The 12,192-nt window shown below is 61.9% G+C and carries 12 protein-coding genes and 1 tRNA gene; all 13 read left to right on the top strand.

Annotated features, from left to right (window positions below; genetic code table 11):
- Positions 1-44 precede the first annotated feature (44 nt).
- Positions 45-371, top strand: a complete 327-nt coding sequence (locus BM193_RS01350) for a sigma-E factor negative regulatory protein (protein WP_092794714.1) — start codon at positions 45-47, stop codon at positions 369-371.
- A gap of 239 nt (positions 372-610) precedes the next feature.
- A complete protein-coding gene (locus BM193_RS01345; RefSeq protein ID WP_092794711.1) occupies positions 611-2,113 on the top strand; it encodes a DegQ family serine endoprotease in 1,503 nt (500 codons plus the stop codon).
- Positions 2,114-2,167: 54 nt separating this feature from the next.
- Entirely contained in the window at positions 2,168-2,413 is a 246-nt protein-coding gene (locus tag BM193_RS01340) for a glutaredoxin family protein (RefSeq protein WP_092794708.1), read from the top strand.
- 315 nt (positions 2,414-2,728) lie between these two features.
- Positions 2,729-4,522: a translation elongation factor 4 gene (lepA, locus tag BM193_RS01335; protein ID WP_092794704.1), complete on the top strand. Its 1,794-nt coding sequence runs from the start codon at positions 2,729-2,731 to the stop codon at positions 4,520-4,522.
- Positions 4,519-5,436 (top strand): signal peptidase I, encoded by a 918-nt coding sequence (gene lepB, locus BM193_RS01330; RefSeq protein ID WP_092794701.1) that lies wholly within the window; start codon positions 4,519-4,521, stop codon positions 5,434-5,436. The genes lepA and lepB overlap by 4 nt, the downstream gene beginning before the upstream one ends.
- Before the next feature lie 100 nt (positions 5,437-5,536).
- Positions 5,537-6,352, top strand: coding sequence for a ribonuclease III (rnc, locus tag BM193_RS01325; protein ID WP_092794698.1), 816 nt, complete (start codon positions 5,537-5,539; stop codon positions 6,350-6,352).
- Position 6,353: 1 nt separating this feature from the next.
- On the top strand, positions 6,354-7,256 hold the full coding sequence (era, locus tag BM193_RS01320) for a GTPase Era (protein ID WP_034749612.1): 903 nt from the start codon (positions 6,354-6,356) through the stop codon (positions 7,254-7,256).
- A gap of 28 nt (positions 7,257-7,284) precedes the next feature.
- Positions 7,285-8,136: a DNA repair protein RecO gene (gene recO, locus BM193_RS01315; RefSeq protein WP_092794695.1), complete on the top strand. Its 852-nt coding sequence runs from the start codon at positions 7,285-7,287 to the stop codon at positions 8,134-8,136.
- Between the two features lie 37 nt (positions 8,137-8,173).
- Positions 8,174-8,935, top strand: a complete 762-nt coding sequence (gene pdxJ / locus BM193_RS01310) for a pyridoxine 5'-phosphate synthase (RefSeq protein ID WP_092794692.1) — start codon at positions 8,174-8,176, stop codon at positions 8,933-8,935.
- A gap of 14 nt (positions 8,936-8,949) precedes the next feature.
- Complete coding sequence (acpS, locus tag BM193_RS01305; protein ID WP_092794690.1) at positions 8,950-9,378, top strand: holo-ACP synthase; 429 nt, start codon at positions 8,950-8,952, stop codon at positions 9,376-9,378.
- 9 nt (positions 9,379-9,387) lie between these two features.
- On the top strand, positions 9,388-11,268 hold the full coding sequence (gene uvrC, locus BM193_RS01300; protein WP_092832192.1) for an excinuclease ABC subunit UvrC: 1,881 nt from the start codon (positions 9,388-9,390) through the stop codon (positions 11,266-11,268).
- 116 nt (positions 11,269-11,384) lie between these two features.
- Entirely contained in the window at positions 11,385-11,969 is a 585-nt protein-coding gene (gene pgsA, locus BM193_RS01295; protein WP_034749601.1) for a CDP-diacylglycerol--glycerol-3-phosphate 3-phosphatidyltransferase, read from the top strand.
- 145 nt (positions 11,970-12,114) lie between these two features.
- Positions 12,115-12,190 (top strand) — tRNA-Gly (locus BM193_RS01290).
- Positions 12,191-12,192 lie beyond the last annotated feature (2 nt).

The raw sequence follows: 12,192 nt of genomic DNA, 5'->3' as shown, positions 1-12,192 counted from the left end.
CGCCCGGTTTCCGCACCGATCCTCTTGACATGGCAGGGCCTATCATGGACACGCACACACGATTGCACGAGATTATTTCCGCCCTGGCCGATGGCGAGCTGGCGGCCAGTGAGCTCGAACTGGCGTTTGCAGCCCTCGACACGGAGACGGGACGGCAAGCCTGGGAAGCCTACCGGCGCATCGGCGACGCCTTGCGGTCGGAGCAGTGCGGCCATGAACTGAGCGCCACCTTTGACGCGAGGCTGGCCAGCCGCCTGGCCGATGTCCCGATACCGCCGGCCGATGGCGCGCTGGCGGCCGTTTCCGGCAGTATCGTCCCGCCGGGCTTGCCCGAGCCGCTGGAGGCGGGGCCGCTGGCGCAGCGCCGCTGAGCGTTTTCCTGCCTTACGCGAGGCTTAACCTTCCCCTTCCGCTCTTGACACCGGCCTTCTGCACGATTGACACTAGATGCAGGCAATATCTTGCTTTTGCGATATATTGTTGCATGGTTTGCCATGCGTGCGCCCAGGTGTGTCCGCCCCGGGATGGTCGTGATGACGGCGAAGCATGCACGCAAGCACTCGCCTGATCCGCGTTTTGATCCGTTTATATATTCGAAAAGATCCTTTCCATGAAAAAAAACATGTGTGTCGCCAGCAAGACGTTTTCAGTGAAGACGCTTTCCGCCTTATTGTTCGGTACGGCTGGCGTCTTTTTCGCCCCGACCATGCTGGGCCTGGCGCCGCAAGCGCATGCGGCCGTGCCTGCCGTGAAACTGCCTGACTTCTCGGACCTGGTCGACGCCGTCGGCCCCGCCGTCGTGAACATCCGCACCACCGAGCGCCTGAAAATGGGCGGCCCCGGGGTCGGCATGGGTGGCCAGGACGAGCAGGAAATGCAGGAATTCCTGCGCCGCTTCTTTGGTGGCGCCATGCCGACGCCACGCCAGCAGGCGCCGCGCGGTGGCCGCCGTGCCGTGCCGCAGGAACAGGAAGTGCAGCGCGGCGTCGGTTCCGGCTTCATCATTTCGGCCGATGGCTACGTGCTGAGCAATGCGCACGTGGTCGATGGCGCCGATGAGGTGTACGTGACCCTGACGGACAAGCGCGAATTCAAGGCCAAGGTGATCGGCGCCGATGCGCGCACCGACGTGGCCCTGCTGAAAATCGAAGGCGGCAACCTGCCGCGCCTGACCATCGGCGACTCGAACAAGATCCGCGTGGGCGAGTGGGTGATCGCCATCGGCTCGCCGTTCAACCTGGAAAATACGGTGACGGCCGGCATTATTTCCGCCAAGTCGCGCGATACGGGCGACTACCTGCCGCTGATCCAGAGCGATGTGGCTGTCAATCCTGGCAACTCCGGTGGTCCGCTGATCAATATGCGCGGCGAAGTGATCGGCATCAACTCGCAGATCGCCACCTTGTCCGGCGCCTATAACGGCATTTCGTTTGCCGTGCCCATCGATGAAGCCATGCGCGTGGGCGAGCAGCTGAAGAAGACGGGTAAAGTGGTGCGCGGACGTATCGGCGTGCAGATTGGCGAAGTCAGCAAGGAAGTGGCGCAATCGCTGGGCTTGCCGAACGCCAAGGGCGCCCAAGTGTCGATGGTGGAGCCCGATGGTCCTGCCGACAAGGCGGGCATCAAGCCGGGCGATATCATCCTGAAATTCAACGGCACGCCCATCGAGCGCTCGTCCGACCTGCCGCGCCTGGTCGGTGGCGCCGCCGTCAACGGCAAGTCCACCGTCACCGTGTGGCGCAAGGGTGCGCAGCAGGATATTCCTGTCACCGTCGTCGAGCTGGAAGGCGACAAGACGGCCAAGAAGGGCGCCAAGGAGCCGGAAGCGCAAGCCGTCAACGCGCTGGGCCTGAAAGTGAGCGACGTGCCGGCAGCCAAGAAGCAGGAGCTGAAGATCGATGCGGGCGTGCAAGTGGACGACGCCGATGGCGTGGCGGCCCTGGCCGGCTTGCAGCCTGGCGACGTGATCTTGCAACTGAACAATGTTGCCGTGAAAGATGCCAAGCAATTCAACGCGCTGGTGGCCAAGCTCGATCCGAAGAAGCCATCGGCCGTACTGGTGCGCCGTGGTGACGTGGCGCAATTCGTGGCCCTGCGTCCGTCGGCGAAGTAACCATGTGATCCTCCCGCATTCCGGCCACAGCCGGGATGCGGTATCCTGCCCGCCATGCACTTTACCCTCTATTCCCGCAGTTATTGCCATTTATGCCAGGACATGCTGGACGCCTTGCTCCTGCTGCAGCCGCCCGGAAAACCGTTTACGGTGGACGTCATCGATATCGATGCCTCGCCCGACGCCTCGCTGCTGGCGCGTTTCGACGAGCTGGTGCCGGTGCTGTTCGGCGACCTGGCGCAACCGGAGCTATGCCATTATTTTCTCGATGAGGCGGCCGTGCGGCACTGCCTGGTGTAGCATAACCGCCAATATTGACACTGCATTGCACCATTCTGGTGCTGAAAACAGGCAAAATTGTCGCCTTGCCCCGGCGCCGGCCTCATAAGACGGGCTTTCTACTCTGAAATCCGGTAAAATGGGGAGGTCGAAAAAGCTACTGTCCGAGGCAGCAGCTTCTGTCGCTTCAAAAGCGCTCGCCTGGGCATGCAGATGTCCTGCTCGGAGCGCTTTTTTCATCATGAGTGGGGCGCCCGGTTCTGGCCCTGTTTGGCCCGGACATGATCCCCTTGATTCCTGTTAAAGCAGTGTTGTCACTCGCACATATATTAGTTAATGAATAACATACGCAACTTCTCCATCATCGCCCATATTGACCACGGTAAATCGACCCTGGCTGACCGCATCATTCAATTGTGCGGCGGCTTGTCCGACCGCGAGATGGAGGCGCAGGTGCTCGATTCGATGGATCTGGAGCGCGAGCGCGGCATTACCATCAAGGCGCAAACGGCGGCCCTGCACTACAAGGCGCGCGATGGCCAGATCTACAATCTGAACCTGATCGATACGCCGGGCCACGTCGACTTCAGCTATGAAGTGTCGCGCTCGCTGTCCGCCTGCGAAGGCGCGCTGCTGGTGGTCGACGCCTCGCAAGGCGTGGAAGCGCAAACGGTCGCCAACTGCTACACGGCGCTGGACCTGGGCGTGGAAGTGGTGCCCGTGCTGAACAAGATCGACTTGCCGAACGCCGATCCGCCGAACGCCATTGCCGAAATCGAAGACGTGATCGGCATCGACGCGACCGACGCCGTGCATTGCTCGGCCAAGACGGGACTGGGCGTGCAGGATGTGCTGGAGTCCTTGATCGCCAAGGTGCCGCCGCCGAAGGGCGACCCGGATGCGCCGCTGCAAGCGCTGATCGTCGACTCGTGGTACGACTCCTACGTGGGCGTGGTGATGCTGGTGCGCGTGGTCAACGGCACCCTGAAGCCGAAGGACAAGATTCGCCTGATGGCCACCGATTCGGTGCAACTGGTGGAAGACATCGGCGTGTTCTCGCCCCGTTCGCAATCCCTGCCGCAACTGTCCGCGGGCCAGGTGGGCTTCATCATCGCCGGCATCAAGGAATTGAAGGCCGCGAAAGTGGGCGATACCGTGACCCTGGCCAATCGTCCTGCCGCCGAGCCATTGCCAGGCTTCAAGGAAGTGCAGCCGCAGGTGTTCGCCGGCCTGTTCCCGGTGGAAGCGAACCAGTACGATGCGCTGCGCGACTCGCTGGAAAAACTGAAACTCAATGACGCGGCCCTGATGTACGAGCCGGAAGTGTCGCAGGCGCTGGGCTTCGGCTTCCGCTGCGGCTTCCTGGGCTTGCTGCACATGGAAATCGTGCAGGAGCGCCTGGAGCGCGAATTCGACATGGACCTGATCACGACGGCGCCGACCGTGGTGTACGAAGTGATCCAGCGCGATGGCACCCTGATCAACGTCGACAATCCGTCGAAGATGCCGGACCCGTCGCGCATCGAGGAAGTGCGCGAGCCGATCGTCACCGTCAACCTGTACATGCCGCAGGAATACGTGGGCTCCGTGATCACGCTGTGCATCGCCAAGCGCGGCATCCAGATGGACATGAGCTACCACGGCCGCCAGGTCAAGCTGGTCTATGAAATGCCGATGGCCGAGATCGTGCTGGACTTCTTCGACCGCCTGAAATCGACGTCGCGCGGCTATGCCTCGATGGACTACGAGTTCAAGGAATACCGCGCGGCCGACGTGGTCAAGGTCGACATGCTGATCAACAGCGAAAAAGTCGATGCGCTGGCCATCATCGTCCACCGCTCGAACAGCCAGTACCGTGGCCGCCAGGTGGCCGCCAAGATGCGCGAACTGATCCCGCGCCAGATGTTCGACGTGGCCATCCAGGCCACCATCGGCGCCAACATCATCTCGCGCGAAAACGTGAAAGCCCTGCGCAAGAACGTGCTGGCGAAGTGCTATGGCGGCGATATCAGCCGCAAGAAAAAATTGCTGGAAAAACAAAAAGCGGGTAAGAAGCGCATGAAGCAAGTGGGTTCCGTGGAGATCCCGCAAGAAGCATTCCTGGCAATTTTACAAGTGGACGATAAATGAACCTGCAAGTGATCTTAGGAAATTTCGCTTTAATCCTGTTCGTGCTGATGGTGCTGACGGGCCTGGTCTGGTGCCTGGACGTGTTTTACCTGTCCAAGCAGCGCCGCAAGGCGGCCGACCGCGCCCTGGCGGAATTTGACGCGCGCCAGGCCAAGCTGTCGGCCGAAGGCATCAAGTCCGATGCGGGCGGCAGCCGTGCCGCCATCGAGGCGGCCCTGTTGCGCCAGCCGACCTGGGTCGAGTATTCGGGCAGCTTCTTCCCCGTCATCGCCCTCGTGTTCTGCCTGCGCTCGTTCCTGTACGAGCCATTCAAGATCCCGTCGAGCTCGATGGTGCCGACCTTGCTGGTGGGCGATCTGATCCTGGTGAACAAGTTCACGTATGGCATCCGCCTGCCGATCCTCAACAAGCGCATCATCGAAGTGAACGACCCGCAGCGCGGCGACGTGATGGTGTTCAAGTACCCGAAGGATATGTCGCAAGATTATATCAAGCGCGTGATCGGCGTGCCCGGTGATAAAATCACCTATGAAAACAAGCGCTTGACGGTCAACGGCAAGGAAGTGCAGTACACGCCGCTGGACGATTACCTGGACGATGAAAGCACCGTCTACCACAAGCAGCTGGAAGAAAACCTGACGGGCGTGAGCCACCGCATCCTCAACGACGAACCTGCTCCGACCTTGAACTTGCGTGAAGTGAAGGATTTCCCCCACAAGGACGCCTGCAACTATAACGAAGACGGTTTTACGTGCGTGGTGCCGCCAGGTAACTATTTCATGATGGGTGATAACCGCGACAATAGCGCGGACAGCCGCTACTGGGGCTTCGTGCCGAACGAAAACATCGTCGGCAAGGCCTTCCTGGTGTGGATGAACTTCAGCAATCCGAAGCGCGTGGGCGGCATACACTAAGCAACAAGCCGGCCTGGTCCTTACAAGGCCAGCCCATGGTTGCCGCGCCGATTCCCCGCGCGGCGGCCAGCCGAATTACTCAGATGATACAGAAACAACAATGAATCTTCAGCTATTGCAAACCCGTTTAGGCTATACGTTCCAGGATGCTGGCCTGTTGCAGCAAGCCTTGACGCATCGTAGCCACAGCAGTTTGCATAATGAGCGGCTGGAATTTCTCGGCGACTCCATCCTGAACTGCGTGGTCGCTTCCATCCTGTACGAACGCTTCAAGGCCATCGACGAGGGCGACCTGTCGCGCCTGCGCGCCAATCTGGTGAAGCAGCAGTCGCTGTATGAAATCGCGCAAAAGCTGGAATTGTCGCAATTTTTGCGCCTGGGCGAAGGTGAATTGAAATCGGGCGGCTTCCGCCGTCCATCGATCCTGGCCGACACCCTGGAAGCCTTGCTGGGCGCCATTTTCCTCGACACGGGTTTCGACGCCGCCAGCACGGTGATCCGCGCCTTCTACATTCCCATCCTCGACTCGGTCGACCCGCAGACGCTGGGCAAGGATGCCAAGACCCTGCTGCAGGAGTTTTTGCAAAGCAAGAAAATTTCGCTGCCACAGTACAACGTGGTGGCCACCCACGGCGCCGCCCACAGCCAGGAATTCGAGATCGAATGCCTGGTGCCGAAATTGAATATCCAGGTTTACGGCCGTGGCGGAAGCCGCCGCGCCGGTGAGCAAGCCGCCGCCAAACTGGCGCTGGACGTGGCCGAGCAGGCACTGTTGAAGTCGCCTGCCGCCAGCCGCAAGCCCAAACCGCGCGCCGCCCAGCTCAAGCTGGCCGGCATTGCCACCATCCAGAGCGACGACGCGGCAGCCCCGGCTGGCCCGGCGATCGCCGCTCACACTACACAGAATCGACACTAGCATGACAGCCACCAAAATGCCCGACAACTTCCGCTGTGGCTATATCGCCATCGTGGGCCGCCCCAACGTGGGCAAATCGACCCTGATGAACGTGCTGATCGGCGCGAAGGTCAGCATCACTTCGCGCAAGGCGCAGACCACGCGCCACCGCATCACGGGCATCCAGACGGTGCCGGACGCGCAATTCATCTACGTCGATACGCCGGGCTTCCAGACGCGCCATTCGAACGCGCTGAACAAGACGCTGAACAAGACCGTCACGAACACCCTGATTTCCTCGGACGTGATTTTGTACGTGATCGAGGCGGGCACGTTCGGCCCGGCCGACCAGCAAGTGATGGATTTGCTGCCGAAGGAAGTGCCGTGCATCCTCGTCATCAATAAATCCGACCGCGTCAAGGACAAGGCCGTGCTGCTGCCGTTCGCGCAAAAGATCGCCGCCATGCGCGACTTCGCCGCCATCGTGCCCGTGTCCGCCAAGCTGCATTTCCAGCTGGAAGGCTTGCAGAACGAGATCAAGCGCTTCTTGCCTGAAAACCAGCCCATCTTTGGCCCCGACGACATCACGGACCGCAGCGAAAAATTCCTCGCCTCGGAAATCGTGCGCGAAAAACTGTTCCGTTTTGTGGGCGACGAACTGCCGTACACGAGCACCGTGCTGATCGAGAAATTCGAGCAGGAAGGCGATCTGCGCCGCGTGTTTGCCGCCATCCTCGTCGAGCGCGACACGCACAAGTCCATGATTATCGGCAACAAGGGCGCGCGCCTGAAGGAAGTGTCCACCCAGGCCCGCCTGGACATGGAAAAACTGTTCGGCGGCCCCGTGTACCTGGAGATCTGGGTCAAGGTCAAATCGGGCTGGGCCGACAACGAGGCGGGCTTGCGCGCCTACGGCTACGAGTAATCCGCAACCCGGGGGCGACGCCACACGCATGAGCACCACCACGCCAGCGCTGCACGATCCTGCGCCAGCCACAGTCGTCGTTCCCGCGCCGGCGGCCATCGCGCCGCCGGCCGCACCTTCCGCACCGCCCGCGTCGGCGCCGCCACGGCGCAGCCGTCCGCCCGGGCGCGACGGCCGCATCACGGGCCAGCCAGCCTTCGTGCTGCACAGCTATCCGCATAAAGAAACCAGCCTCATCGTTGACGTGTTTACGCGCGAGTACGGCCGCATCGCGCTCGTCGCCAAGGGCGCCAAGCGGCCCCATTCGCAGTTGCGCGGCGTGCTGCAGACCTTCCAGCCCCTGCAAGCGGGTTGGACGGGTAAATCCGAGCTGCGCATTTTGACGGGCGCCGAATGGGTGGGCGGCATGCTGCCGCTGGAAAAGACGGCCTTGCTGTGCGGTTTTTATCTGAACGAATTGCTGGTGAAACTGCTGGCGCGCGACGATCCGCACCCCGTCCTGTTCGACCACTACGTTGCCACCTTGAATCAACTGGCGCACAATGAGCCGGCGCCCATCGTGCTGCGCAAGTTCGAGCGCGCCCTGCTCAAGGAAACGGGCGTGGCGGCGGACCTGACGCGCTGCACGGGCACGCGCCAGGCCGTCGAGGCGGGGCAGGTGTACGTGGTGGACCCGGAGCGGGGGCCGCGCCCGGCCCGCGCCGCCGATGTCTGGCCCAAGATCACGGGCAAGACCCTGCTCGACATGGAGCGCGAAGAATATGCGGATGCGGCCACGCAGGCGCAAAGCAAGCTGCTGATGCGTTTTTTGCTGGCCCATCAGCTGGGCGGCGCCACCTTGAATACGCGCCAGATACTGATCGATTTAATGCAGCTGTAGTTGTTGGGTGACTGCGGCACACTATGGATACCACTTTATGAGCTTTTTGCAGCCTTCCGGCCCCGTCATCGACCTGGGCGTCAACATCGACCACGTGGCCACCTTGCGCAATGCGCGCGGCACCGCCTATCCTGACCCGATCCGCGCGGCCCTGCTGGCCGAACAGGCGGGCGCGGACGCCATCACCCTGCATTTGCGCGAAGACCGCCGCCACATCAAGGATGCGGACGTGATCGCCATCGCGCCGCAATTGCTCACGCGCATGAATTTGGAAGCGGCCGTGACGCAGGAAATGCTCGACTTCGCCTGCCGCATCCGGCCGGCGGACGTCTGCCTGGTGCCGGAAAAACGCACGGAAGTGACGACGGAAGGCGGCCTCGACGTGGTGCGCTACTTCAAGGAAGTGCAGGCGGCCGTCAAACAATTGCAAGGCGAGGGCATCCGCGTGAGCCTGTTCATCGATGCCGACGAGCAGCAGATCGCCGCCGCCGCCGAACTGGGCGCACCGGTGATCGAGCTGCACACGGGCCGCTATGCGGATACCGAAGGCGCCGAGCAATTGGCGGAACTGGAGCGCATCAAGGCGGGCGTGCTGTTCGGCGTGGGCCGCGGCTTGAAAGTCAACGCGGGCCACGGCTTGCATTACACCAATGTGCAGGCGATCGCCGCGATTCCCGATATCGCTGAACTCAATATCGGCCACGCCATCGTCGCGCATGCCGTGTTTGTCGGCTGGGAAAACGCCGTGCGCGAAATGAAGGCCATCATGGTGGCGACACGCATCGGCCACCGCGCCTGACAAGGGAGCGCAGCATGATCTACGGCATCGGCACCGATATCTGCAAGATCCCGCGCATCGAGGCGGCGCTGGCCCGTCATGGCGAGCGTTTCGCCAGGAAAATACTGGGGCCGCAGGAGCTGGACAAGTTCCGCGCCCGCAGCGCCAAGAACGCCGTGCGCGGCGTGCGTTTTCTCGCCACCCGCTTCGCCGCCAAGGAAGCGTTTTCCAAGGCGATCGGCCTGGGCCTGCGCATGCCGATGACGTGGCCCGCCGCGCAGATGCTGAACCACCCCAGCGGCAAGCCGATGATCGTCTGCAGCGGCGTGCTGGCGGAATTCATGGCGCAGCACCGCCTGAGCGCGCAAGTGACGATCAGCGACGAAGAAGACTATGCGGTCGCGTTCGTGATCGTGGAACAGGCAGATGCCGGGGTCAGACCCGGCGGGTCTGACCCCATTTAAGAGCCAGCAATGACCGAAGCAATACCCGACCTCAATTCCACGGAAACGCCACCCGACCCGCGCGCGCAGGTGCTGGCCACCGTCGCCAAGCTGCCGAACCTGCCCGGCGTGTACCGTTATTTCGACGCCGCCGACAAGGTCTTGTATGTCGGCAAGGCGCGCGACCTGAAAAAGCGCGTCTCCAGCTATTTCCAGAAAAACCTGGCCAGTCCCCGCATCGCCATGATGGTCGAGCGCATCGCGCGCCTGGAAACGACCGTCACGCACAGCGAGGCGGAAGCGCTGATCCTGGAAAACAACCTGATCAAGGCGCTGCAGCCGCGCTACAACATCCTGTTCCGCGATGATAAATCGTATCCGTATCTGAAAATCACCAACGGCGATGCGCCGCGCATGGTGTATTACCGGGGCGCGGTGGACAAGAAAAACCAGTATTTCGGACCGTTTCCCAGTTCCTGGGCCGTCAAGGAATCGATGCAGATCCTGCAAAAGGTTTTTCTCATCCGCACCTGCGAGGACAGCGTCTACGCGAACCGCACGCGGCCGTGCCTGCTGCACCAGATCGGCCGCTGCAGCGCGCCCTGCGTGGACCTGATCAGCAAGGAAGAGTATAAAAACGACGTGGAGAACGCGGCGCGCTTCCTGCGCGGGCGCCAGAGCGAAGTGCTGGCCGACCTGGAAAAGAAGATGCACGCGTTTGCCGCCGAGCTGAAATTCGAGCAGGCCGTGGTGGTGCGCAACCAGATCGCCTCGCTGTCGCGCGTGCTGCACCAGCAAAGCATGGAAACGACGGGCGACGCCGACGTCGACATCCTCGCCGTGCTGGTGCAGGGCGGGCGCGCCTGCGTCAACCTGGCCATGGTGCGCGGCGGACGCCACCTGGGCGACCGCGCCTATTTCCCCAGCCAGCTCAGCGATGCGGCGGCGATTGCCGAGGAAGCCATCGAGGTGGAAGTGCTGGCTGCCTTCCTGGCCCAGCACTACACGGAAAAATTCATCCCCGGCACCCTGATCCTGAATATCGAATTCGACCAGCCGGCCCTGATGGTGGCGCTGATGGAACAGTGCGGCCACCGCATCAACCTGATCTTCCAGCCGCAGGGGCAGCGCCGCCAGTGGCTGGAGATGGCGCAGAAGGGCGCCGAGATTTCGCTGGCGCGCCTGCTGTCCGAGCAGGGCTCGCAGCAGTCGCGCACGCGCGCGCTGGCCGAGGCCCTGCGCCTGGAAACGGAAGACCTCGACAGCCTGCGCGTGGAATGCTTCGACATCAGCCACACGCAGGGCGAGGCGACACAGGCGTCGTGCGTGGTGTTCCACCACCACGCCATGCAGAACGGCGAATACCGGCGCTACAACATCAACGACATCACGCCCGGCGACGATTACGCGGCCATGCGCCAGGTCCTGATGCGCCGCTACGAAAAGGTGGCGAATGGCGACGGCGTGATGCCCGACGTGGTGCTGATCGACGGCGGCAAGGGACAGATCGAAATGGCGCGCCAGGTGTTCGCCGAACTGGGACTCGATATCAGCCTGATCGTCGGCGTGGCCAAGGGGGAAGGGCGCAAGGTGGGCCTGGAAACCCTGCTGTTCGTCGATGGCCGCGCGCCGCAGGAACTGGGCAAGGAATCGGCGGCCCTGATGCTGATCGCGCAGATCCGCGACGAGGCGCACCGTTTTGCCATTACCGGCATGCGCGCCAAGCGCGCCAAGACGCGCCAGACCTCGCGCCTGGAAGAGATTGAAGGCATCGGCGCCAAGCGCCGCCAGAAACTGCTGTCGCGCTTTGGCGGCTTGCGCGGCGTGGTCGACGCCAGCGTCGAGGACCTGATGTCGGTGGAGGGGATTTCCACGCAGCTGGCGGAAGAAATCTACAAGCAGCTGCATTGATGAATAAATGGCCTGGCCCGGCGCTGCCGCAACCGGACTAGGCTAATACCCTGGGGCCATGTAGACTAGTGGCGCTTTCCTCATGTTCAATTTACCCGTCGGCCGATTGCTTTCCTATGCCTTTTAATATTCCCATCCTCCTGACCTGGCTGCGCGTGGCCCTGATCCCGCTCGTCGTCGGCGTGTTTTACCTGCCGCCATCGATGCTGCTGCACGGCGACCAGAACCTGGTCGCCACCCTGGTCTTCATTGTTGCCGCCGTCACCGACTGGTTCGATGGCTTTCTTGCGCGGCGCTGGAACCAGACGTCGGCCTTCGGCGCCTTCCTCGACCCGGTCGCCGACAAGTTGATGGTGGCGGGCGCCTTGCTGGTGCTGGTGCAGCTGGATCGTGTCAATGCCGTGCTGGCCTTCATCATCATCGGCCGCGAAATCACGATTTCCGCCTTGCGCGAATGGATGGCGCAGATCGGCGCCTCGAAATCGGTGGCTGTCAGCTCGATCGGCAAGATCAAGACGGCCGCGCAAATGACGGCCATTCCCTTGCTGCTGTACCACGAAGTGATCTTCGGCGCGATCGATACCCATGTGTGGGGCGAAAAGCTGCTGTGGATCGCCTGCGTGCTGACGGTGTGGTCGATGTTTTATTATTTGCGCCTGGCATGGCCCCTGATCAAGGAAAAGGCCGGCAACTTGCATTGAAGTGTTTAGCCCAAACGCAAGAGCTGGGGTCAGACGGGGACGCCGAGTCCCAAAGGGTCTGACCCCAAATATTTTGCAAAAGACCAGATATTGCCCGTTGACAGCCCCTGTAATCCCTCTATAATGCTGGCCTGTTGTTGATGACGCGGGAGTAGCTCAGTTGGTAGAGCGCAACCTTGCCAAGGTTGAGGTCGAGAGTTCGAGACTCTTCTCCCGCTCCAGT

It is taken from the genome of Janthinobacterium sp. 344 (genome assembly GCF_900112025.1).
GTDB lineage: Bacteria > Pseudomonadota > Gammaproteobacteria > Burkholderiales > Burkholderiaceae_D > Janthinobacterium.
The sequence above is the reverse complement of the archived record's forward strand: the minus strand, read 5'-3'. Positions and strand labels throughout refer to the sequence as shown.